This window comes from Streptomyces sp. NPDC007808 (assembly GCF_042868655.1).
Lineage (GTDB): Bacteria > Actinomycetota > Actinomycetes > Streptomycetales > Streptomycetaceae > Streptomyces.
The window spans coordinates 1,212,448-1,235,411 of sequence record NZ_JBIAEQ010000001.1; the positions used below are offsets into that span (position 1 = coordinate 1,212,448).

Annotated in this window: 21 protein-coding genes; 9 read left to right on the forward strand and 12 right to left on the reverse strand. The window is 71.4% G+C overall.

Translation table 11 applies throughout. The annotated features are described in order from the left end of the window. Nucleotides 1–232 precede the first annotated feature (232 nt). Nucleotides 233–961, reverse strand: coding sequence for a GntR family transcriptional regulator (locus ACFYNL_RS05235; RefSeq protein ID WP_388796641.1), 729 nt, complete (start codon nt 959–961; stop codon nt 233–235). Nucleotides 962–1,274: 313 nt separating this feature from the next. Here ACFYNL_RS05235 and ACFYNL_RS05240 point away from each other — a divergent pair, with 313 nt between their 5' ends. From ACFYNL_RS05240 to ACFYNL_RS05270, 7 genes are all read left to right on the forward strand, one after another. Then, entirely contained in the window at nt 1,275–2,525 is a 1,251-nt protein-coding gene (locus tag ACFYNL_RS05240) for a PTS transporter subunit EIIC (protein WP_388796644.1), read from the forward strand. A gap of 49 nt (nt 2,526–2,574) precedes the next feature. Continuing rightward, complete coding sequence (locus ACFYNL_RS05245; RefSeq protein ID WP_388796647.1) at nt 2,575–2,841, forward strand: HPr family phosphocarrier protein; 267 nt, start codon at nt 2,575–2,577, stop codon at nt 2,839–2,841. Continuing rightward, nucleotides 2,838–4,526, forward strand: coding sequence for a phosphoenolpyruvate--protein phosphotransferase (ptsP, locus tag ACFYNL_RS05250; protein ID WP_388796651.1), 1,689 nt, complete (start codon nt 2,838–2,840; stop codon nt 4,524–4,526). Before ACFYNL_RS05245 ends, ptsP begins: the two co-directional genes overlap by 4 nt. A 1-nt stretch (nt 4,527) precedes the next feature. Further along, complete coding sequence (locus ACFYNL_RS05255; RefSeq protein WP_388796654.1) at nt 4,528–5,307, forward strand: glucosamine-6-phosphate deaminase; 780 nt, start codon at nt 4,528–4,530, stop codon at nt 5,305–5,307. Nucleotides 5,308–5,547: 240 nt separating this feature from the next. Next, on the forward strand, nt 5,548–6,543 hold the full coding sequence (locus ACFYNL_RS05260) for a hypothetical protein (protein ID WP_388796657.1): 996 nt from the start codon (nt 5,548–5,550) through the stop codon (nt 6,541–6,543). 353 nt (nt 6,544–6,896) lie between these two features. After that, nucleotides 6,897–7,256, forward strand: a complete 360-nt coding sequence (locus ACFYNL_RS05265) for an ATP-binding protein (RefSeq protein WP_388796660.1) — start codon at nt 6,897–6,899, stop codon at nt 7,254–7,256. 433 nt (nt 7,257–7,689) lie between these two features. Continuing rightward, nucleotides 7,690–8,241 carry a hypothetical protein gene (locus ACFYNL_RS05270; RefSeq protein ID WP_388796663.1) on the forward strand — a complete coding sequence of 184 codons (552 nt, stop codon included), beginning with the start codon at nt 7,690–7,692 and terminating at the stop codon, nt 8,239–8,241. Nucleotides 8,242–8,417: 176 nt separating this feature from the next. Here the strand turns inward: ACFYNL_RS05270 and ACFYNL_RS05275 are convergent, their stop codons facing one another. Continuing rightward, complete coding sequence (locus tag ACFYNL_RS05275; protein WP_388796666.1) at nt 8,418–9,002, reverse strand: PIN domain-containing protein; 585 nt, start codon at nt 9,000–9,002, stop codon at nt 8,418–8,420. A gap of 631 nt (nt 9,003–9,633) precedes the next feature. Between ACFYNL_RS05275 and ACFYNL_RS05280 the strand changes: the two genes are divergently transcribed. Continuing rightward, nucleotides 9,634–10,647, forward strand: a complete 1,014-nt coding sequence (locus tag ACFYNL_RS05280) for a terpene cyclase (protein ID WP_388796669.1) — start codon at nt 9,634–9,636, stop codon at nt 10,645–10,647. A 255-nt stretch (nt 10,648–10,902) separates the two neighbouring features. Here ACFYNL_RS05280 and ACFYNL_RS05285 read toward each other — a convergent pair whose 3' ends face one another. The 8 genes from ACFYNL_RS05285 to ACFYNL_RS05320 all read right to left on the reverse strand — a co-directional run bounded on the left by ACFYNL_RS05285 (nt 10,903) and on the right by ACFYNL_RS05320 (nt 20,183). Continuing rightward, entirely contained in the window at nt 10,903–12,255 is a 1,353-nt protein-coding gene (locus ACFYNL_RS05285; RefSeq protein ID WP_388796672.1) for a tol-pal system YbgF family protein, read from the reverse strand. A gap of 460 nt (nt 12,256–12,715) precedes the next feature. Next, entirely contained in the window at nt 12,716–13,954 is a 1,239-nt protein-coding gene (locus tag ACFYNL_RS05290; protein WP_388796675.1) for a beta-ketoacyl-[acyl-carrier-protein] synthase family protein, read from the reverse strand. Continuing rightward, nucleotides 13,954–14,241 (reverse strand): acyl carrier protein, encoded by a 288-nt coding sequence (locus ACFYNL_RS05295; protein WP_388796678.1) that lies wholly within the window; start codon nt 14,239–14,241, stop codon nt 13,954–13,956. Before ACFYNL_RS05295 ends, ACFYNL_RS05290 begins: the two co-directional genes overlap by 1 nt. Then, on the reverse strand, nt 14,187–15,362 hold the full coding sequence (locus ACFYNL_RS05300; RefSeq protein ID WP_388796681.1) for a beta-ketoacyl-ACP synthase 3: 1,176 nt from the start codon (nt 15,360–15,362) through the stop codon (nt 14,187–14,189). Before ACFYNL_RS05300 ends, ACFYNL_RS05295 begins: the two co-directional genes overlap by 55 nt. A gap of 43 nt (nt 15,363–15,405) precedes the next feature. Further along, a complete protein-coding gene (locus tag ACFYNL_RS05305; RefSeq protein WP_388796684.1) occupies nt 15,406–16,263 on the reverse strand; it encodes an SDR family NAD(P)-dependent oxidoreductase in 858 nt (285 codons plus the stop codon). Next, nucleotides 16,260–17,345 carry a 3-oxoacyl-ACP synthase III family protein gene (locus tag ACFYNL_RS05310; RefSeq protein WP_388796687.1) on the reverse strand — a complete coding sequence of 362 codons (1,086 nt, stop codon included), beginning with the start codon at nt 17,343–17,345 and terminating at the stop codon, nt 16,260–16,262. The genes ACFYNL_RS05305 and ACFYNL_RS05310 overlap by 4 nt, the downstream gene beginning before the upstream one ends. Then, the gene (locus ACFYNL_RS05315) at nt 17,342–19,204 is read right to left on the reverse strand and encodes an acyl-CoA dehydrogenase (protein WP_388796690.1); all 1,863 of its coding nucleotides are present in this window, start codon (nt 19,202–19,204) and stop codon (nt 17,342–17,344) included. The genes ACFYNL_RS05310 and ACFYNL_RS05315 overlap by 4 nt, the downstream gene beginning before the upstream one ends. Before the next feature lie 52 nt (nt 19,205–19,256). Then, nucleotides 19,257–20,183, reverse strand: a complete 927-nt coding sequence (locus tag ACFYNL_RS05320) for an acyltransferase (RefSeq protein ID WP_388796694.1) — start codon at nt 20,181–20,183, stop codon at nt 19,257–19,259. 597 nt (nt 20,184–20,780) lie between these two features. Between ACFYNL_RS05320 and ACFYNL_RS05325 the strand changes: the two genes are divergently transcribed. Continuing rightward, nucleotides 20,781–20,960: a hypothetical protein gene (locus ACFYNL_RS05325; RefSeq protein WP_388796697.1), complete on the forward strand. Its 180-nt coding sequence runs from the start codon at nt 20,781–20,783 to the stop codon at nt 20,958–20,960. A 188-nt stretch (nt 20,961–21,148) separates the two neighbouring features. Here ACFYNL_RS05325 and ACFYNL_RS05330 read toward each other — a convergent pair whose 3' ends face one another. Together ACFYNL_RS05330 and ACFYNL_RS05335 are read right to left on the reverse strand one after the other, a co-directional pair. Then, nucleotides 21,149–21,559, reverse strand: coding sequence for a hypothetical protein (locus ACFYNL_RS05330; RefSeq protein ID WP_388796700.1), 411 nt, complete (start codon nt 21,557–21,559; stop codon nt 21,149–21,151). 141 nt (nt 21,560–21,700) lie between these two features. Next, entirely contained in the window at nt 21,701–22,414 is a 714-nt protein-coding gene (locus ACFYNL_RS05335) for a class I SAM-dependent methyltransferase (RefSeq protein ID WP_388796703.1), read from the reverse strand. Nucleotides 22,415–22,964: the final 550 nt, after the last annotated feature.

Sequence of the window (22,964 nt, forward strand, 5' to 3'; positions counted from 1 at the left end):
GAGCGTGGTGAGCGGCGCATTCCCTGCGCCATCCTCGGTACTGGTCATTACCAGTACTGACCACACGGTAGAGGCTGAAACTTCCAGTGGCAAGGCGAAGGGGGAGGGCTTGCGTGGCCCGAGCCGGCCGAACCGGCCCACCCCGCCGGTGAAGGATGGCGGAGAATGTTGTGTGCATGACAAACGAGCGCCGGGCGGCGGCGAACCGGCTCGCTCGGGGCGCGCGACGAGGTCAGCGGTCGGACAGTGTCATGTGCAGCTGGTAGCGGTCGGCGCGGAACCATGAGTACGCGTGCTCGACGGGCCGTTCGCCACTGAAGGCGATGCGGTCGAAGGTCATGACGGGAGTGCCCTTGCGGATACCCAGCAGCGCCGCCGTCTCCGTGGAGGCCGGGCCGGCTCCGACGGTCTGTTCCGCACGGTCGACGGGGTACCCGAAGCGGGAGTTCAGGGTGTCGTAGACGGATGCCGTGAAGTCGACCGAGTCCAGTTCGGGCAGGAGCGTAGCGTCGTACCACGCGTCCTCCACGGAGATGGGGGTCCCGTCGGCCAGCCGCAGGCGGCGGACGTGCCATGCCTGTTGCTCCTCGGGCATTCGCAGGGCTCCGGCGGTCGCAGGGGAGGGGGGTTCCTTGTCGATGGACAGGACCACGGTTCCCGGCTCCAGGCCGAGTCGGCGCATGTCCTCGTGGAAGGAGGCCAGGCCGAGTTCTGAGCGGTGGGTCCGCTCGGCGACGAAGGTGCCGCGCCCGTGCACCCGCACGGCCAGCCCTTCCGTCACGAGTTGACTCAGGGCCTCGCGCACCGTCACCCGGCTCACCCCATGGTCGATGCACAGCTGCCGCTCGCTCGGCAGCGCGTCCCCGGGGGAGAGCTGGTTGGTGCACATGTCGACCAGGATCGCTCGCAGCTGGGCGTGCTTGGGCACCATGCCTTTGCCGGCGATCTGCTGTGCAGTCACTGCGACCCCACTCTCGGTTCTCGGAGGTCCCGTCGCACCTCCTGGCTGGTCACTACCAGTATGCGCCATGCGTGACCACCGGTGTGGCCGCACTTGTCGCGGCCTCGCGTGACGGCGCATCGCCGGCCCGCTTGTGCAGGCTGCGGTTCCGCTGCGCAAGGCATTGACACGTCGAGTGCTCAGGGTCATTCTGAGGGCAACTGGTTATTACCAGACGTTACCAGCGGAGCCCCGCTCATTCAGCAGTTCTGCGCTGCTGCGCGTCTGCCCGGCTCTCCGCGCCTCCCGCCTCCGCTCACCTCCGAGGTTCGTCATGAGCACCGTCACGTCCACATCCGCCGGCCGCCGCCCGGGCTTGGCCGGCCTGCAGAAACTCGGCCGCAGCCTGATGCTGCCGATCGCCACGCTTCCCGCCGCGGGCCTGCTGCTTCGACTGGGACAGGACGATGTCCTGGGCCGGTTCACCGCCCTGAAGGACACCGCACACGTGATCTCCGCCGCCGGCGGAGCCCTGTTCACCCATCTGCCGCTGATCTTCGCCGTCGGCATCGCCATCGGGTTCGCCAAGAAGGCGGACGGCTCCACGGCCCTGGCGGCAGTGGTCGGCTATCTCGTCCTCGACGGTGTTTTCACCGCGATGTCCCCGGTCGTGCTTGAGGGGAAGAAGGACCTCGCGGGCGAACAGGCCGTGGTCAACTTCGGCGTGCTCGGCGGCATCGTCATCGGCCTGCTCGCCGCCCTGCTCTGGCAACGCTTCTATCGCACCGTGCTCCCGCCCTACCTGGGCTTCTTCAGCGGCCGCAGGCTGGTCCCGATCCTCACCGCTGTCACCGCACTGGTGATCGGCGTCCTGATGAGCCTGGTGTACCCGCTGTTCGACAACGGTCTCACCGCCGTCGGCGAGGCCGTCGACGACAACAGCGTCATCGGCGGCGGCATCTACGGAACGGCGAACAAGCTGCTCATCCCGCTCGGCCTGCACCACATCCTCAACTCCGTCGTCTGGTTCATCCTCGGCGACTTCACCGATTCCGCCGGCCAGGTCGTCCACGGTGACCTGAACCGCTTCTTCGCCGGCGACCCCGAGGCCGGCCTCTTCATGACCGGCTTCTTCCCGATCATGATGTTCGCCCTGCCGGCCGCAGCGCTGGCCATCTGGCGCGAAGCCCGCCCCGAACACCGCAAGGCCGTCGGCGGGATCATGCTCTCGGCCGGCCTCACCAGCTTCCTCACCGGCATCACCGAGCCGATCGAGTTCGCCTTCCTCTTCGTCGCCTGGCCCCTGTACCTCGTCCATGCCGTGCTGACCGGAACGTCGCTCGCCCTGGTCAACGCCCTCGACATCCACCACGGCTTCACCTTCTCCTCCGGGCTCATCGACTACCTCCTCAACTGGGGCAAGGCCACCGACCCGTGGCTGCTGATCCCCATCGGCCTGGCCTACGCCGCCGTCTACTACGTCCTGTTCCGCCTCGTCATCCGCCGCTGGAACCTGCGCACCCCGGGCCGCGAGGAGGACACCCCGGACCCCGGCCAGGAACGCCAGGTCCAGCCCGCGGCCTGACACGGCCCTCTACGCCCACACCTCCCTCCAGCGAAAGGAAGTCCGTTCCATGGCGCAGCGCGTCGTCTCCATCGGCTCCCGCAGCGGCCTGCACGCAAGGCCCGCCGCCACCTTCGTCCAGGCCGCCTCCCAGGCGCCCCTGCCGGTCACGATCACCGTCGAGGGCAGGCCGCCGGTGGCCGCCGACAGCATGCTGGGCGTCATGACGCTCGGCGTCGGCTACGGCGACCAGGTCACGTTGACCGCGGAAGGTGAGCAGGCCGAGGCCGTCCTGGACGGACTGGCGGATCTGCTGGGCAAGGAGCTCGACGCGTGAGCCCCACCTCCCTCACGGTGACCGGGTACGGCGTGAGCCCCGGGCTGGCGTGCGCACCGCTGATCCGCATGACGCCACCGGTCGTCACCGACCCCGACGAAGCACCGGGCGACGATCCCGGTCACGAAGTGCAGCGGATACGTCGAGCGCTCGCGGAGGTGGCCGCGCAACTCCGCGCCCTGGCCACCGGCAAAACCGCGGGCGCGATCCTCGAAGCGGGCGCTGCCATGGCCGGCGACCCCGCACTCGTCCGCGCCGCCGCCGGCCACATAGGCCGGGGCACGCCCACTGCCCACAGCCTCTCCCTCGCGATCGAGGCCTACTGCGCCCCGCTCGAGGCCACGGGGGGCTACATGGCAGAACGCGCCGCCGATCTGCGTGACATACGTGACCGGGCCGTCGCGCTCCTGACGGGGGTGCCGATGCCCGGCATCCCCCGGCCCGGACATCCGTTCATCCTCGCCGCCGCGGACCTGTCCCCGGCCGACACCGCCCAGCTGGCCGACAGCGACGCGGTCGGGCTGCTCACCGAACGAGGCGGCCCCACCGGCCACACCGCCATCCTCGCCCGCAGTCTCGGCCTGCCCTCCGTGGTCGGATGCCCACAGGCCCTCGACCTGCCGGACGGCACACCCCTTCTGTTGGACGGGCGGGCCGGGACCGTCGAGACCCATCCGTCACCCGAACGCCGTCGGCGCGCCCTCGAACGGGCCGGTACCCGCACGCGCCCGAGCACCCAGGGCCCGGGCCGTACCGCGGACGAGCACGCCGTCCGCCTCCTCGCCAACATCGGCACACCGGCGGACGCCACGCGTGCGGCGCAGGCGGACAACGAAGGCGTGGGGCTCTTCCGCACCGAGTTCCTGTTCCTGGACCGCCGCGAACCCCCCAGCCTCGACGAGCAGGTGGAGGCCTACTCCCGCGTCTTCACTCACTTCGAAGGGCGTGAGGTGACCGCGCGGACCCTTGACGCCGGCTCCGACAAGCCGCTGCCCTTCCTGCGGCTGCCACGGGAGGACAACCCTGCACTCGGTATCAGGGGCCTGCGCACGGCCGTGCTTCGGCCGGGCATCCTCGAAACCCAACTGGAGGCCCTCGTCGCGGCGCAGCGCCGTACCGGCGCACGGCTGAGGATCATGGCGCCGATGGTGTCCACGGCGGACGAAGCCGCCGCCTTCGCCGGCCTCGCCCGCAGCCTCGGCGCGGAAAGCGTCGGAATCATGATCGAAGTGCCCTCCGCCGCTCTCGTCGCCCACCAGCTGCTCGAGTACGTCGACTTCGCCAGCATCGGCACCAATGACCTGGCCCAGTACACCCTGGCCGCCGACCGGACGTCCGATGCCCTGGGAGCCTTCCTGGATCCGTGGCAGCCCGCCCTGCTCATGCTGGTCGCCGGTGTCTGCGGCGCGGCCCGTGCCCTGGGGCGGCCGGTCGGCGTGTGTGGCGAGGCCGCGGCCGACCCGCTCCTGGCCGCGGTCCTGGTCGGTCTGGGGGTGAGCAGCCTGTCCATGGCCGCCCCGGCCGTCGCCGATGTCCGCGACACCCTGGCCCAGGTCACGCTGGAGCAGTGCCGCAGGCTGACCACCGCCGTACGGGACACCACCGGGCCGGCCGCGGCTCGTGCCGCCGTGCGGGAGCTGAGCGAGGCCTTCGGCGCCGACGTGCCCGACGGCGATGGGCTGTGACATGGAGGTGGTGATCCGCCCTGACGCGCAGGACGCCGCCCGCACCGTGGCCGGCATCGTCCAGCAGGCGCTGGACGAAGGGCTCGGAACCCTGGGCCTGGCCACGGGCTCCTCGCTCCTCGGTGTCTACCGGGACCTGGCCCGCCGCCATCGCCACGAGGGCCTCAGCTGCACCGATGTGCATGCCTTCCTGCTCCACGAATACGTCGGAATCCCGGCTGATCACCCGCAGTCCCTCGCCGCGGTGATCCGACGCGAGCTGGCCGACCATGTCGGCCTCGATCCCGCACGGTTCCACCCACCCTCCGGTACGGCCCACGACCCCGCAGCGGAGGCACGCAGCTTCGAACACCGCTTGGCCGAGGCAGGGCCTGTCGGCCTGCAGCTGCTCGGCATCGGGGCCAACGGTCACATCGGATTCAACGAGCCGGGTTCCTCCTTGGCGTCCCGTACCCGGCTCAAGACCCTCACCGACGACACCCGCCGCGCCAACGCACGCTTCTTCGGCAGCATCGACGCCGTTCCCCGCCACGTCATCACCCAAGGGCTCGCGACGATCGGTGAGGCGTCCCACCTCGTGCTGATCGCCACCGGCCCGCACAAGGCCCACGCCGTGGCCGCCGCCGCGGAAGGCCCCGTCACGGCTGCCTGCCCCGCCTCCGTCCTGCAACTGCACCCGCACGTCACCGTCGTGGTGGACGAACTCGCCGCCGCACGGCTGGAACAACGGGCCTACTACCGCTGCGTCGCCCGCCACAAGCCCGTCGGGCACAGGTACTGAGGACACCCACGCCCGCGTGGGGCCGTGGCCGGGGCCGGCGGCGGTCCCATCCGCGGCGCGGGTGGAATCGCCGGGAAGGTCTGCGAGGGTACGCGATCACGCCGGTCACGCTGGTCACGCCGGTGACGCCGGTCGTGCCGATCACGCGAGTGTCAGTCATGCGGTCACCCCGCCGCGAGGCAGCGGCCGTCAGGCTCCGCCGCCACCTCGGACGACCAGACGGAAGGAGCAAACGAACAGATGACCATGTGGCCGCGCAGACGCTGCCAGAGACCGCCCCGCCGACTCTGCCCGGAGCTGGACGACGGCCAGCTCGCCCGCACCCTGGCGCAGCTCGCGGCCCACATCGCTGCCCAGGGCAACAACCTGGAGGAATCCAACGACCGTGGGGCGCTGACGTACCCCATCGAACAGGCGCTGCGTGATGCGGGAGGCGACTGGGACCGGCGTCTGCACCGCCTGCTCGTGCTCAGCACCGTCCCTGAGGCCCCCGTGCTCGCCCGCCAGTGGCGAAGCCGGGACCCGGAGGCCGCCGACGCGCTGCTCCTTCAGATATTCGCGGACATCCACCGGGCCAAGAGAACCGGCACGGTTCTCGATATCGAGGACATCATGCGTCTGTCCCGGCGTGCGGCGGTGCTCGCCCCTGCGGACCCTGCCCCCTGGGTCGCCATGCTCGACTGTCACCGGATGCAGCGGGCGCCCGGGGTGGTGGTGCAGCCGGTCTGGGAGGCCGTCAAGCAGCGGGACCCCTGGAACCGGGAAGCGCACCGACACATGCTGCACTACGTCTCTGCGGAGGAGTGCGGATCAAGTTCCCTGACCGTGCAGTTCCTCGACTCCGTCACCATCGCCGCACCTCCCGGCGCTCCCGTGGCGGCGCTGAGTCTCACCTACTCACTCACGCGCTACCGCAGGGATGTGGCAGCCGGCGGGATCACTGCGCTGACCGCACACCGGCACTGGAACCAGCAGCACGAGCGCGCCCTCGTCGACCAAGCCCTCGCGACCTGGCCACAGCCCGGTTTTCTCGCCCACGCCACCGCGCTCGCCGACCTCAACCTCCTTGCCTACGTCCTGGCCAAGGCCTCCCGTTTCGGCGATGCGCGGCAGGTTTTCGAGGCCATGTCCGCGGTGGCCACCGCCTGGCCGTGGGAACTCGACGGTGATCCACTGCACGAGCTCCAGAAGACGCACCGCCGGGCGTTCAGGGCCAGGGGCCGCAGCAGTCGCTGACACATGCGCGTCGTCGGCGCTCTTCCTGTGAGTCAGGGCCGATCGGGCGAGGTTGACAGCTTCGTCAGCTGGATTCAAACTGGTAATGTCTGGTAATAACCAGTCGAACCGGCCAGAAGGAACCGGCCAGTACGAACCGGTCGACGCACGCGTCGAAGACGCGCCGATGACGCGAGGTTGCCATGACTGACCACGCACTACCCGAACCGACCGGGCTGGTCCGGCTGCTCGACGCGGACCACGGCGTTGCGTTCCCTGGACCGGGGGAGGTCCCGCAGCAAGAGGCCCGGCCGAGGCTGCGGACGGCGAGCACCACGACGCCGCCCTCGCAGGACCAGGAGGCTCGGCGTCTCGTGGTGGTGACCACCGAGGCCGAAGACGTCAGACGGGTCCGCCACCTCGCGCAGGACTTCCTCGTGCGTCATCGCCTTTCAGCGTCGACGTGCGAGGACGCCCTGCTCATCATCTCCGAACTCGTCACCAACGCGCTGACGCACGCCTTGCCGCCCGCTGTTCTGCGCCTGCGCTGCGCTCAGCGCAGCACGCTTCGCATCGAGGTCGAGGACGGCGGCTCGCAGCCTCATCGTCAACAGCGCTCCGAACCGTCGGAGGAACACGGTCGCGGGATGTTCATCGTGGCCGCACTCGCCGCACAGCACGGCACCGTGACGCACACCAAAGGCGTGACAAGGTGGGCCGAACTTCGTCCGTGACGGCTCTTGTTCCTGCCCCTGCACACCAGAGCGGCGTCGACGCATGCGGCAAGTCCGTGCAGCAACCCGCCTGTTGGCCGACCAACGGCCCTGCCTCACTGCCCGGGCAGGGCCACCCGGGGGTCCCGAGCCGGACACATCGTCACCGACTGCGGCGTGCGCCGACAGGAATGCGCTGTCCGGTTGCTGCGAGCGCCCCTCGAAACACCCTGGCTCTCACGAGGTCGGCCCCTGACGGTGGTCTTGAGCCTCCGCTCCGGCGTGGGTCGCTGTAGGCCACGAGACTCGCCGAACTCGCCACCGCCCCCGCCGCGGGGCGCGGGGCCACCCCCCGTCCGAACACCCGCAGCCCTGCCACGCATCTGCGGCAGGACACCACCCTCGCCCCACCTCTCACCGGACTCGGTCGGCCTTCCGGCCAGGAGGGATCCACATGCTCCCAGCCAACGTCACCTGCAGGCCCGTGCTCACCGCCGCCGCCACGGTGGCCGGGCTCCTCGGCATCCTCGTCTTCCCAGGCCCGGCGGCAGCGGCCGAGGTCGCCGCCCTCACCTGCGTCTCGTCGACGGACGTCCACTACAAACCCGGCCTGCACGCCACGCCCCGGACGGTTCAGGTCAAGGTGGACGGCAAGCTCGCACCGTGCACCGGCATCGGCGGTGCGGGTATTTCGGCAGGTTCGTACGGCGCGCAGTTCCGTGCGGTTCGCTCGTGCGCCGACCTCCTCACGCCGGCTACGGGCGTGTTCACCGTCGAATGGAACGGTGGCACTCACGGGTTCAGCACGATCAGCTACAGCCGGACCGCCACGATCGTGGGCGGCAACATCGTCACGACAGAGGTGGGCACGGTGACCGCCGGCGACTTCGCCGGACACAGCACTCTTTTCGAGACCGTCGGCCCCCACAATCCTGCGGAATGTCTGACCACCGAGGGAGTGAGCCACGTGCACACCAACGGCAACCTGACCATCACCCCTGTGTGACGTGGACGGCGCAGGGTCCGGCGACTCGCAGCGGACCGTCGGACCCGGCCGTCCGTCGTGGGCGGGAGCAGGCCACTCGTTGAGCTGGACTCGCCGACGCCCCGTACACGCCTGACCGACGCAGATCGCCGACCAACTGTGCGCCCGGTCCACCGGCATGATCCAAACGGCAGACCCTAGCCGTCCCCGTCTTCGTCGGGAACGTCGAACGTGATGGCCTGCTCGTCGGCGGCCTTCTCCGCGGCACTCAACCGCTCGATCTTGTACTTCTCGTCCAACACGCGCGCCTTCAGCCCCCAGGACAGCGCTCGAGCTCGCATCCCGTTGTCCCCGGTGACCACCGTGACCGGGGACGGCGCCACGGCCTGCTGCAGATAGCAGGCGCGCGCGACGATCTCATCGTCGTTGTTGGGCAGGCGCACGTGCCCGGGTTCGTCCAGCAGGACGTCGACGACGGTGTCCCCGTTCACCACCGCGTGGCCGACGGTCTCGATCTGGGACAGGGTCTGCTCCAGGAACGCGAAGGCGCCGCGTGCCCGCTTCCGGACGCTGGTGTCGTGGGTCTCGTACGACTTCTTGTCGATCTCGTCGAGCACGACGTGCGGGATCATCACGGACGTTCCGCGGCCGAAGACTCGCTGCCATGGGATTTTGTCGAAGCGCATGTAGTGCAGCAGGTCGTTGGTGTCCAGCACCACCGTCCGCACCAGGTGGCGCGTGAACCGCTCCTGCGTCCGTCGCAGTTCGTTGGCCAGTTCCATGCATGCATGTGCTCCTCACGGTACGGGCCGGCGGTCCGCAACACCGGACGGAGCCGAGCTCAGGCCCCGTCCGGGGGAGGCGTTCCGGATCGTCACGGCGGCGACATAGGTCCGAGGCCGCACACCATCGCCGCCGACGGGGCTGTCGGCCGTGCCCTCCTGGCGGCCGCCGCGGGCACTCGCCCCGAACCGGCGGTCCGGCTGCTGCTCACCCCGGTCGCCGTGCTGCTCGCTGTCCTCGATTTCGCACCGCACCGCCTGCCCGACGTGCGTCCTGGGCACTGCCGCCTCACGCGTCGTGCTGTCGAGGTCTCATCCGGTGCACGTCTCATCGGTGAGCGTTTGTCCGTACCCGGCACCGTGCACAGCGCGGCAGAGGCCCCGGGCGGCCCCGATGCAACGCGTTCAACACGACCGGCGCGCACCAGCGGTGTGAAGGCGCACTCGCCGAGCACGCGGTAACGCACCGGTCGGGGCCGAATGCGCGGCCAGCGCCCGTCGCGCACCGCATCCGACGGCGGACCCGACGCAGACCGAGACACAGCGGAACTCACAGCGCACAGATCACAGGAGCGGCCCTCACCCAGCACCACCGGCCAGGGCCACAGCTACGCCGAGGAGAGGTGCACCGATGCCACAGAGCGTGACCTTCGACATCCCTGTTCCCGCCAGGGTTTCCCGTCACCGAGACCGCGTACGCGAGGCGAACATGCGATGGGTCGTCACCCACGGACTGGCCCCGTCCGCCGAGGGACGGGAAGCGTATCGGTCCTGGGACCTCGCCGACGCGGCCGCGCGGATCTATCACGCGGCGGAATGCGATGCCCTCGTCGACACCCTCAACTTCTTCTCCATCGGCTTCCTCTTCGACGACCAGTTCGACCCCACGGAGCCCGATCGGCTGGACGCGGTCGCGCGGGCAGCCGCCGAGATGGCGGCGATCCCGTTCCGTCCCCTCGGTGCCCCGACCGAGTTCACCACACCGATCACAGTCGCCTGGGCCGGTCTGTGGCCCCGTATGGCGGCCGCGACCTCACCCGTGTGGCAGGCCCGGTTCGCCGGCCATTTCGCGCAGTGGCTGACCGCGCACGTGTGGGAGACCCGGCTGACGGCGGAGCGGCGAGTCCCGGATCCGGACGAGTACGTGAGGTTGCGCCGCCGATCGGTCGGCCTCGACCACAGTTACGACGTCGCTGAGTGGACCTATGGATTCGAACTGCCCGTCACCGTGGCCGCCCATCCGCTTCTCCGCCGGCTGCGCCTCGCTGCCACCGACGCCATCGCCTTCATGAACGACATCCACTCCTACGAGCGGGAGATGAGCCGTCGTGAAGCACACAACCTCGTCTCCGTGTTGCGCCGGCACGAGGGGCTCTCCTCCCGGGCGGCCGTCGCCAAGGCGAGCGGGATGGCACGCGAGGCGCTGGACCGCTTCCTGCGCCTGCGGGGGGACGTGCCGGCGGTCTGTGACGCGTTGCCTCTGAGTCATGCCGAAGCGGCGGCGGCCTTTCGTTTCGTCGAGGGAATCGGCGACTGGATCCGCGGCAATCACGACTGGGCGGTCAGGTCGGGTCGCTACCGAGTATCCGAGGCCGCCCCAGAAGTCTTCGCGGACGATCTCCTCGTCGCAGGGGCTCGCCGCTGACCGTCGCCGTTTCGTCCAGGACGGCCGGTTCTGCCCGGTGCGTCCGTTGCCCAGCGCCGCGGGGAGGTCATCGCGACGCCGACCCGTCCGTACCTGGACCGCGTCCGGACCATGGCCGCCTCCGTACCAGGGCCGCGTCCGTACCAGGACCGCCTCCGTCCAGGACCGACGCGGTCCGCACGGGGTCCAGGCAAACCCAGCGTTTCCTCCGTGACGGGCGGAGGCGATCACCCGTAACCCGCGCGCACCGTCCACTCAACCTGCCACCCGGGCAGCCCGGTGCAGCAACGATCGCGCCAGGGCGTTCTTGGAGTACACCCGTAGCTGTCGGCGTAAGGAACGCAACTCGCGATCCGCTCGGGGCGAGTTCAAGCGGGGATAGTCCTCAAGGAAGCCCTGCCATGCGGCGCACGCCTCCTCCAGGTAGCCCTGTCTCAGCAGCAGCGCGCCGAGCCGGGCACGGGTCAGCGCTCGCGGCAGTCGCTCCTCCGGGCCGCGTTCCGCCGCGACGCGCAACTCGCGGATGGCGGAGCCCGGTTCGCCCGACGCCTCATGGAACCGCGCCTTCTGGAACCGCAGTCCGTTCGGCGGGTAGAAGTCGAACGGATCACCCGGGTCGTGATCGTACGGCGCCCCGCCCCAGTGTTCCGCGCTCCGCAACGAGGCCGATGCCAGGGAGCGGTCGCCGGCATCGGCGCGTGAGACGGCGAGCTGTGCGTGTACGAAGGAACGGACGGGCGGCGCCGCCCCGCCGTCGAGGTGATCCACCGCGGCCTGCGCGTAATCCAGTGCCTGCCGCCGATGGTCGAGTTCGCGGGCCTGCGCGCTGAGCGCTCTGAGCCCCAGGGCGTACATGACCCGGTCGTCGGCCTCCCTGGCCAGGTCGAGGCAGAGGAAGAAGTACTGCTGCGCCGGGCCGTGGCTCCATTCGTCCAAGCGCATCCGCCCCAACAGGTAGGACAGGCGGGCCGCTTGGGAGAGCAGGCGCCGGTGGACGTCATCGGTGCTGAGCGCCGACAACCACACGGTCGCCACCTGACTGACGCAGGAGGCCAGAATCACGGCGCCGCCGCCGTACCCCTGCCCGAAAGAGGAGAAGACCTTGACGAAATCCCCGAGTGTGCGCACCTCGTCGTCGCCCACCCGCCGTCGCGACAGGACACGTCGTACGCCGGGTGACACCGGACCCGACGACCACGGGGACGCCCCGACCGGACGAACGCTGTAGACGGGCCGGGACAGTTCCGTGTGCCGCCCGGTCTCGGCGTCCGCTCGGGAAAGAGCGGCCAGACGGCCTACCGCGTCCTGCTGCGGCCCGGCGAACCAGGTACCTGGCGTCTGCCCGGGCCGGTCGGACCAGCCCAGATCGGCTGCGTCGACGGCGCGGCGCAGCCTGCGCGTGAACACCTCGGCTATCAGCGGGCCGACTTCGGGACGGGGGCGGGTGCCTCGGATCCAGTGGGCCACTGAGGAACGGTCGTAACGCAGCGCGAGACCGTTCTCCGCCCCGGCCGCGTTGACGGCCCGTGCCAGTTCCGCATGAGTCCATCCGGCCTCGGCCAGAAGCGTGCGGAGGGTGTGGTTCGAGTCGGCTGGGCGTTGTCCCATGTGACGCTCCGATGGCCACAGCTCTGCCAGGGGCCCGACGCGGGGCGCGCGCGGCGTGCGCGTGCGACAAAGCGGCACCGGTCGGTAATAGAAACATACACAAAACGTGTCCAGCCGGGACCCTGCATGGTCGAAGCGGAGGCGCCCCGTCCCGGACAGCGTCGAGTGCGAGTCGACTCGCAGGCCGGCAGTCGCGCACTGCGGTGGGTGCAAGCGACAGATGTATGCGCGGTGCCGCAGGTTGCGCAGGCGGAGCCAGGCGCCGCAGATCGCGCAGGCGGAGCCAGGCGCCGCGGTGCAGCGAGGGAGACGGCTGCTGCTGTTCGAACAGGGCCGCGGGGCGTGGTCGGTGAGGAGGGCGTCGGCTGCCTCCGCCCCGCCTGGCCGCTGCTCGGCGGCGGCACCCTGCCGCCATGCGTGGCCTGCGACCGTGCCCGGCCCGTCACGGCCCGCCGCCCCGTCAGACGGAGCGGAAGGCAAGGACGGTGTTGTGGCCGCCGAAGCCGAGGGAGTGGCTGAGGGCGAGCCGGACGGCGTGGTGGCGCGGTGTGTCGGTGACCAGGTCGATGCCGTCGGTGCAGTCGTCGAACGCGGTGAAGTTGGCGGTGGGCGGGACGGCGCCGCGCGCGATGGAGAGCACGGTGAGCGCCGCCTCGATGGCCCCGGCCGCGCCCATGGTGTGGCCGAGGACGCCCTTCGCCGAGGTCACCGACGGGGGGCGACGGTCGTACAGACGGCGGATCACCGCGGCCTCCACACGATCGTTCAGCGCGGTGCCGGTGCCGTGCGCGTTGACGTGGTCGACGTCCCTCGTCCCGGCGCCGGCTCGGGTCAACGCTTCCCTCACGGCCCGTTCGAGGCCGGTGCCGTCCGGGTCGGGGGCGACCGGGTGGTGTGCGTCGGTGGTCGTGGCGTGCCCCGCGAGCAGGGCCAGCGGACGGGCCCGCCGTGCTCGCGCGTCCTCCTCGCGTTCCAGCACCAGCACCGCGGAGCCTTCGGCGAGGACGAAGCCGTCCCGCTCCCTGTCGAACGGCCGCGAGGCGCGGGCCGGGTCGTGCGTACGCCGGGAGAGGGCGCCCATCTTGGCGAAGGCCGCCGCGCAGAGCGGTGTCACCATGGCGTCGCTCCCGGCCGCCAGGGCGATGTCGCATTGCCCGGCGGTGAGCAGCAGAGCGGCGGTGATGACAGCGCTCGCGCCCGACGCGCACGCGGTGGACGTGTGCAGCGCGGGGCCTTTGACACCGAGTTCCAGCGCGGCGTGTCCGGCGGCCATGTTGGGCAGGTACGCGGGCAGGGTGTGCGGTGAGAGCCGGTCCGGCCCGGTGGCCAGCAGGCTGCGGTGCTGCGCCTCCAGAGTGCCGATCCCGCCTGCGGCCGAGCCGGTCACCAGGGCGATGCGCTCGGGTGGGCAGGCGGTGCTGTCGCAGCCGGCGCTGTCGAGGGCTTCGCGGGCGGCGCCCAGCAGCAGGTGCGTGGCGCGGTCGAAACGCCAGGACTGGTGCAGCCGGGCGTGGGTGCGCGGGTCGAAATCCGGTACGCGGCAGGCGATCGGGACCGGGAGCCCGGCCAGTTCGGGGTCGTCTGCCGCGGTGGAGCGCCCCGCGCACACCCCCTCCCAGGTGGGCTCCGTGCCGGTGCCGGCCGGGGTGACCAGGCCGACACCGGTGACCGCGAGGCTCGGCGGGGGCGTCGCGGGCACTACGCCGTACCTCCGTCGGCGTCGGAGTGGGCACGCAGACGGCGGACCGTGTCGGTGATCTGATGCGCGGTCAGCCCGGTGCCGGCCTCGGAGTCGTCGAGCGGGATCTGCCACTGCTCCTGCAGGGTCACGTACAGCTCGACGGCGGCCAGCGAGTCCAGGCCGAGGTCTTCCAGGGTCGCCTCGGGCCGGATGTGCTCGGGCGGCACCTCGAACTTGTCGTGGAGCACGGTCACGAGGTGCCGGTCGACGGGATCCGAGGAGTGGACGAGTGTTTCGCAAGCCATGATGCTTTGCTCCTTGGTGAGTTGCCGGTGGGTTCGGGTGGTGCGATGCGGGGTTCGCAGGCGGGCCAGGTCAGCGCCGCCGATCCCCAGGTAAGTCCGCCGCCGAACGCGGTGAGCAGGGTGCGCGCTCCCGGTTCGGTGCCGTGGTGGGCCGAGGTGTCCGCCAGGACCAGCGGGATGGACGCGGCGGCGGTGTTGCCGAGCTCGCCCAGGTTGCCGAGCCGCCGCTGCGGCGGGATGCCGAGGCGGTCGGCGACGGCGTCCAGGATCCGCTGGTTCGCCTGATGGGCCACGAACGCGCGGACGTCGTCGGCGGGCCAGCCGAGCCGCTCAAGGACCGCCCGGCTGGAGGCGGTCATACGGCGCACGGCATGGGCGTACACTTCGCGGCCGCGCATCCGGAAGTGATGGTCGCGGCGTACGTCGAAGTGATGGTCGCGGCGTACGTCGTCATCGGGTGCCCGGGGGTCGCGGGAGCCGCCACCGGGGACGGTGATCAGGTCGCGTCCCGCGCCGTCCGCTCCGAGGTCGGCGGCGAGGACGGCGCCGGGCTCGTCCGCGCTGCCGCGGCGCAGCTGTACCGCGCCCGCCCCGTCGCCGAAGAGGGGGGCGGTCTCCCGGTCCGCGGGGTCGAGGATGCTGGAGAAGGTGTCGGCGCCGATCACCAGGGGCGCCGAGCAGACCCCGCCGCGCACGAGGGCGGTGGCGACGGTGAGTGCGTAGACGAAACCCGAGCAGACCGCGGCGAGGTCGAACGCGGGAACGCCGTTCAGCCCCAGCCGGTGTGCGACTTCGGGTGCGCTCGCCGGGCAGGGGTGGTCGGGGGTGGTGGTGGCCAGCAGGACGAGGTCCGGGCTGGGCGTGCCGCCGGGCGCCGCGGCCGCGGAGCGCAGCGCCGCGCGGCCCGCCCCGGCGGCGAGGGCGCCGGTGCCGGTCCCGGGTGCGGCGCGCCGACGGCGTGCGATGCCGGTGCGGGCGCGCAGCCACTCGTCGGTGGTGTGCAGCGCGCCGACGGTGATCACGTCGTCGTTCTCCAGGACGAGTTCCGGCAGGCAACCGCCCGTTCCGGCGATCACGGCCGTGGTGCCGGCACCGGGTGGGCCGAAGGTGACAGGGAACATGGCAGCGGTTCTCTCCAAGGCATGCGGTCAGGGGTGACAGCGGTCAGGCCGCGAACGGTGAGGGCGGCTTGGGGATGCCCGCGAGACCGCCGTCCGGGACGGCCAGACCGCCGTCGACCGCGAGGGCCTGCCCGGTGACGAAGGAGGACGCCGGGGAGGCCAGGAACAGCGTCGCGGTGGCCACTTCCGCCGGCTCCGCCCAGCGGCCCAGGGGGACGTGCGCCATCAGCCAGTCGGAGACGGCAGCGGTGCCGTAGGCGAACGACGTCATGTCGGTGTGCGTCCAGCCGGGGCACAGGGCGTTGACGCGGATGCCCTGTCGGGCCCAGCCGGCCGCGAGGCTGCGGGCGAGTGAGATCTGCGCGGCCTTCGACGCCGCGTAGGACTCCATCAGCGGAGTGCCCACCAGTCCCGCGACGGACGACATCAGCACCACGCTCGCCTGCCTCGACTCCGTCAGGTACGGGTACGAGGCACGGCACAGCGCCGCGGTGGCGTTGACGTTGACCGAGATGACGGAGTCCCATGCCTGCTGCGGCAGTTGCTGGAGCGGCAGCAGCGCCGTGGTGCCGTCCTCGGCGACGGGCAGCACGCCCGCGTTGTGCACCAGCACGTCGAGCCCGCCGAGCGCCGAGGCGGCGGCGTCGACGATCCGCTGCGCGGAGCCGGACCGGGCCAGGTCGGCAGGTACGAGGACCGCTTTGCGGCCGTGCGCCTCCACGGCCCGTGCCGTCTCCTCCAGAGCCGCCTCGGTGCGGGCGGACAGCGCCAGGTCCGCGCCCGCCTCGGCCAGGGCCTCGGCGACGGCGCGGCCGATGCCCCGGGAAGCGCCCGTGACCAGGGCTCGTGTGCCGGTGAGACGGAAGGCGTCCAGGATGCTTCCGTGGCGGGGTGCGTTCATGAGCTGACGTGCCTTTCGTGGTCGGTGTCCACTGGAGTGCGGGCGATGTCGATGCCGACGGAACGGGCCCCGCTCCAGTGCAGCAGGGCCGTGCCCCAGGTCATGCCGGCGCCGAAGACGGTGAGGAGCACCCGGTCGCCGGGGCGCAGCCGGTCCTGGGCGGCGGCCGTGGCCAGCGCGTACGGGGCGCTGGCGGCGCCGATGTTGCCGACCCGGTCGCCGATGATCACCAGGCGGTCCTCCGGCACGCCCACACGCGCGGCGAGCCGGCGCAGAGCGGCGGGATTGGGCTGATGGGAGGCCAGGCAGGCGAGGTCGTCGAGGGTGAGGCCGTTGCGGTCGAGCGCGTCCGCGACGATCCTCGGGAAGATCTGGTCCATGAAGTGGCTCACGGCTCGCCCGTCCATCCGGATGCGGTGATCACCGCCGCGCAGGGTCCCGGGGTCGGCGGGCATGCGGCTGCCGCCGGCCGGGATGAGCACGTAGTCGGCGCGGGTGCCGTCGGAGCCGAGGGCGAAGTCCGTGAAGCCGTACGGGTGGGGCACCGGGCCGAGCACGGTGGCGGCCGCGCCGTCGGCGAACAGCACCGAGGTGGCCCGGTCCGTGGGGTCGAGGAACTTGGAGTACGCCTCGACGCCCACCACGGCCGCGTAGCCGGGCCGCTCCGATCCGGCCAGCCAGTCGTGCGCGACCTTGGTGCCGAACAGCCAGCCGGAGCAGGCCGCGCTGACGTCCAGCGCGACGGCTTCTCGGGCTCCGAGCGCCGCCTGGATACGGCAGGCGGTGGCGGGGCCCAGTTCGTCGGGGGTGGAGGTGGCGCAGATCAGCAGCGAGAGGTCGCCGGGCTCGATCCCGGCAGCCCGGGTGGCGGAACGCACCGCGGCCGCCGCCAGGTCGGAGGCTGCCTCACCGGGAGCGGCGACGTGCCGGGCGTGTACGCCGGTGCGCTCGCTGATCCACTCGGGGCTGACCCCGGCGGCGCGCGCGACCTCGCTGTTGGCGCGGACCCGCCGCGGGAGGTGTCCGCCGAGACCGAGGACGCCGATACGGTGCCGGGACATGCCGTTCGGACGGGTGCTCATGCCGGATCCCCTCCCGTCCGCCAGCTCAGGGTTTCGGCGAGTGCCCGGTGGTAGTCGGGTTCGCCGAGCGGAGCGGCCACCACTTCCCGGGGATGGCCGAACGCCTCCTCCAGCAGCGGCAGTCGGGGCAGCAGCGCGTCACAGAGCCGGTCGGCGGACTCGGGCAGCCCGGCGACCTGCTCCCGGTCGAGCACTCCGCAGGCCAGGAGCGAACCGGCCGCCCGTCCTGCCGCCAGCACCCCGTGCAGGGCGGCCAGCGGCTCCAGGGCGGCCCGCAGCTGCGGGTCTCGTACGTCGGCCACCACGCGGGCGGTGTCCTCGGCCGCCAGCCGTTGCGCGTATGCCTCGCCGAGTTGGCCCGCCCGGCCCAGCAGCGGGTTCCAGCGGTCGAACTCATCGCCCCCCAGGCGTGTGTGACGTTCCTTCAGCTGGTGGGCCAGTGCGTGCTCGCGGGCTCGGCACACCGCTGCCCACCAGTCGGCGCCGCCGTGCCCACCGGGGACTTCCCCCGCGTCGGGATGCTCCTCGGCGGCCAGGGCGCGGCCCAGGTCGAACAGGATCAGCTTGCAGTCGCCGCCGGCGGCCTCGAAGGCGCGGAAGAAACCGTGATAGCCCGGCAGCCGGTTCACATCCAGGTGCCCGGAGAAGCCGCAGTGGTCCTGGCAGTCACCGATGACACGGGCGGCCGTACGCACGGCGTGGACCTTGTAGGCGGCCAGTGGGCGGCTGACGGCGGCCCAGGGGCCGAAGGACATCGCGTCGCCCGCCGCGCAGTCGCCCTCCGTCCCGTGTGCCTCCTGGCGCATCGAGGCGGCCCACAGCTCCCGCGCCCGTCCTGCCGCGCAGCTCAGCGCGAAGGCGTCGGCGAACGCACCGAGAACGGCGTGCTGCTGGGTGCGGTACCGCAGCAGCGGCACACCGGGCGCCAGGCGCCCCTGAGTGGGGCGGTGCCGGGCGTAGCGCAGGGCCAGCAGCGCGGACTGGCGGCTGACGGCCGCCGCTGCGGAGGGCAGGGTCCCCCACAGACTCTGACCGACGCACAAGGTGCGCTGGAGTCGGCGCTGCGGGGCGCCCAGCGGGTCGTGGAAGATACCGTCCTCGTCGATCCTGGCCGAGTCGCTCAGCCAGCGCCGGGCGGGCAGCCGGAGCCGGTCGAAGCACACCTGGGCGTGGTCGAGGGGGAGCGTGCCGGTCTGCAGCGCGGAGGACATCCGCACGCCGGGCAGTGGCGCACCGCGCTCGTCCGTCAGGTCGACGGCGAACGCGAACACCCCGCAGTCGGTGCCGCGCACGGTCAGGCGGGCCAGGATGACGGCGATCTGGGCGCCGCCGGACGGGCCCGTGCTGCCGAACTTCGCGGCACCCGGGTCCGGGGTGTGGAGCACGAAGTCCCCGGTCCGCGGATCCCAGGCGGCCTCGGTACGGGTGGCCAGGTGGCTGTTGGCCGAGCCGACCTCCGTGATCAGGTAGCAGCCCTTCGCACGACCGCTCTCCAAGGCCTCGAAGACGTCCTTGAGCCGGTCGGGGTCGGGGCCGAGCATCACCAACGAGCCGAGGCACAGCTGGTAGTGGATGAGCGCGGCCATGCTGAGGGCCGGGTCGGCGACGGCCGCCCACGCCTGCAGGGCGGCGAGCTTCGCCGGCTCCTGGTACAGGTCACGGGCGGGCGGCAGCAGACGGACCAGTCGGCGCAGCCGCCGGACCGGCGCCGAGGTCGAGCGTTCCGCGGGTTCGTCGGCCGGGACCAGTGCGACGCGCAGCTGCTCCATGAAGGCCGCGTCGCATGGGCCTTGGACGATGTGGTCGAGTTCCGATCGGGCGGAGGGCGCGGTGCGCCGCCCCGCTGGGGACACGTTCATGCCATGACTCCGGATGACTTGATGCCGTAGGGGTTGCGGTGCTGCACACCGCTCACCAGGGGAAGGCCTCGTCGGCCAGCGGGGCGTGCACCTGGGGTGCCGTCCGCCCCAGCACGGCGCGGACGCTGCGAGCGAGGGAGCCGCCGGTACCGGCCTCGTAGAGCGCCGCCGGACGCGCGGCGGCGACCTGGCGTACGGCCTGCGGGAGGTGTGCGGGCCGGATGAGGCAGTCGGCCAGTCGCAGCGCGAGGTCGTCGTCGGCGCGGTAGGCCCGCCCGGCGACGGCGGAATGGACCGGGCGGCGCGAAGCGTGCCGCGGGTAGCGGCGCACCGCGGCGGCGAAGCGCTCCGCCTGCGCGCTCAGGTCCGGATGGTGGGCCGCGAACGGCAGAGGCAGCCGCACCGCCCGCACCCGCGCGGCGGCCGCCACTTCCTGGACCGCTGCCAGGTGTGCCGGCGAGCCGCTGACGACGATTTCGGCGTCGTGGTTGACACAGGCCACGACCGCCCCGCCGCCCGCGGCCCGGATCAGTGCCTGTCCCGCGTGCTCCCCGCAGGCGAGCAGTGTCAGCCCGCCGGGGCAGACGGACTGCACCGCGGCCAGGTCGAGTGCGATCCGGGCTCCGTCCCCGAGGTCGTAGACGCCGGCGGCGGCCAGCGCGGGGATCTCCCCGAAGCTCACCCCCAGTACGGCGCGGGGTTCACCGTGCCGGAGCACCAAGGCCCGATGCGCCGTCAGGCACGCCCCGTACAGGCACAGTTGCAGCAGACCGGGCTCGGCGCGCGCCAGGTCGCGGCCACGCGGTGGCTCGGGGCCGAAGAGCCAGGGCCCCGGCGGTCGCAGCCCCCGCTCGGCCGCCACGGCGTCGACGGCCGTGAAGACCTCGTCCGCGGCAGCCCGTACCCCCTTGTGCTCCGTGGCCGCGCGCAGCAGCGGCGCCACCGGGAAGTCACCCTGGCCGGGGAAAAGATGCACCACCCCCCACTCCGCACGAGACCGTTCGTCCCACTCTCCTCGCGTGTGTGCCGTTCCTTTGCTCATGTCTGCCCGACTGCCCTGCCGACCAGAGTGCGTGGCGCGCTGCAGGGCCGTATGTGTTGAAAATATGCGGCGGTTCAACTTCCGTATCGCCTGCCGCGCCCCCTCCGCAGCACCTCCGGAGGGCCGCCGCGAGGTGCTCCGCCAGGTCGAGTGCCTCCCGCAGCCGCCGCGTCCGCTGGATGCGGCGCATCCCACGCCGGGCTACGACGCAACGGCGGTAGGGCAGCAGTGCGGCGTCAGGCGCTCCAGCGCGCGGCGCGGCTGCGCGCGGACGACAGCACGCGTCCCCGGCCAGTCCGAGTCCGCGCGCATTCGTGGCTGGAGGGCGAACCACCGCGCGCCCGCACAGGGCCTGCTGCGTCCAGCCGGCTTCGCAGAGCAATCCCGCAGGTGTGTGCAAGGGCGCACACGGGACATCACCTGTGGACGTCGCGGAAGTGCCGTACCGGCAGGCGGACGCGCGGCTTGCTCCGCACGGAGGAAAACACCTGGCGCGCCCGCCGCGGACGGCGATGGCCAGGGGAGAAGTCCAGCATGAACGATCCCTTCGACCACGTCATCGCCGAAGCCGCACGCACGGCGCTCACCCGGATGACGGGAGACCGCGGTCACTTCCCAGCGGAGCGAGCGGTCGCGGACGCGGCAGTCCCGCCGGCCGGCGGCGGCTGCCACCCGGGCCGGCTGTCCGTCTCGAGGATCGAGCCCGAGACGTAGGCACGGGACGCCATCCTTCCGGTGGCGGTGGCGGTGGCGGTGGCGGTGGCGGCGGTGGCCTTGGCCGTGGCCGTCGTCCGGCCGAGGCGCAGCGGAGTGCCACCGACCACCCGCCACCCCTCACCTACCACCGGTGAGGTTGTCGATCGCTTGTCAACGAGGGTCGATCGGGTTGAGTGGGCGGTGGATCACGAGTAATACGCGGCGTACGCGGCAGACTGCTCAGCTGGCGAGAAGCCGTCGAAGTCCCCGGCTTCTTCGCAGTACAGCAGGCGTGCCAATGCTGCTTGACTCTCCTTCGCCGGGTGCGCCGCAAGGTACGCCTTGGTCCGTTCCAACCCGCCACCGCACAGGAGCTGGATGTCGATGGAACAGTCGGCGTCAAAGCTGGCCGTCTTGGCCTTCCAGATCAGGAGGACATCGTCGGGGACAGCGGCGTGGAACAACTGGACGCAGCAGAGCTTCATCAAAGGTGTGTCGCCATACCCCTGGCTTTGGCGTTCGAGCCGGGTCTGCTCACCCAGAAGCACCCGTACCTCGTCAATGCCGGAGCCATCCGGATGCAGCCCATGCCGCAGCAGCCACTGGTCTTCGTCCACCGCTCTGTCCCCCGCACCTGTATCACTCGATCCTCGATGGCACGAAACTACGGGTGATCAAACTTCGACGGCAATGCGTGAAGGTGCTTGGCAGGGCGCTCACTGGCGAATCCGACCTCCCGATGGTTCGCCGCGTCCCGTTCACGCGTGGCGCAGCGCCATGAAGTAGGCGGGTACCTCAGCGCGCCGACCGGTCGGCAGGGTGTAGGTGGTGTGGACGGTGGTGTCGGATTCGGCAAGAACGATGAACTCGTCCGCGCCCAAGAGGGCAAGTGCCTCGTCACGATCGACGCTGCCGGGGCGGACACCGGTGTCGAGGACTCGGGTGAGGTCGGGGAGAGGACCGTATTCTTTCACGAGCTGATGCAGGTACTCCTCGGCGCCTGGAGCAAGTTCGACGAAGGCGAGGATCCCGTTGGTGCCCAGCAGGGTGCGCAAAGAGGCCGCGAAGACGGGACGGTGCTCCGGTCGTATCTGGTGAAGGACGGCGCGCATGTAAATACCGGCGTCTCCGAGCCTTGCGTGCAGAGCTTGCACAGCTGAAGGGTCGAGAAGATCGAGCACCAGGTAGGTGTTGTCGGGATCCTGGGCACGCGCCGTCCTGATGGCGGAGGCGGAAACGTCGGTCCCGATGACCCGCCGGTGGTGCTGGGCGAGGTGGCGGGTCTGGGTCCCGTTGCCGCAACCGATGTCGATCAGCGTCTGCTCGGGGTCGAGGTGGGGCGCGAAGCGCGGCAGGTCGCGTGCACTGGCGAACTCAGGGTCGCAGTCCCACAGCGACCGTTGCCTGTTGGACGCTGTGGCGGCCCAGTAGGCCTCCCAACTGTCGGCGTAGCTGGACATGTCGGTGTCCATGTGCGGCTCCTCCCTGACTGTCGGAGCGTACGGGCATCCGGCCGATGAGGTCGGTCCTGGTCGTGGGACCGGACGAGGGCCTCGAAGATGAATGGATCTTGCATGATCCGCACTCTGCAGAACCTTCGTCGTGGGTGGCTGCCGGGACAACCTGGGACGCGTCGGCGTGCACCCGTACGCACGCGCTTACCCTTCCCCTGGACGCCGGCGGCACCCACGGTGCCGACGCCTGACGGGCGGCGCCGGCGGGCCGAACCTGGGGCCTTTCGGCAGGGCTTTGCCTTGGGCATCGATGCGGCACCGGCGCGGTGACTCTCCATTACAGCGCCGTACGGAGCGGCAAGAGAAGCTGCACAAGGCCGCGGATGCGTGAATGCGTTGAACGGCTTCGGATATGCGCCCGGAACGGCTTCGGATATACACCTGCGTACCCGGCAGTCCGTTGGCCCGCGGTAGCGGGTGTCGTCCGCCGGGTAGGTATGTCGGTACCGGTTGCGCGGTAAGCGTTTCCTATGCGGAAAGCGGACGTCGGCCAACGGCGGTGTTCTGG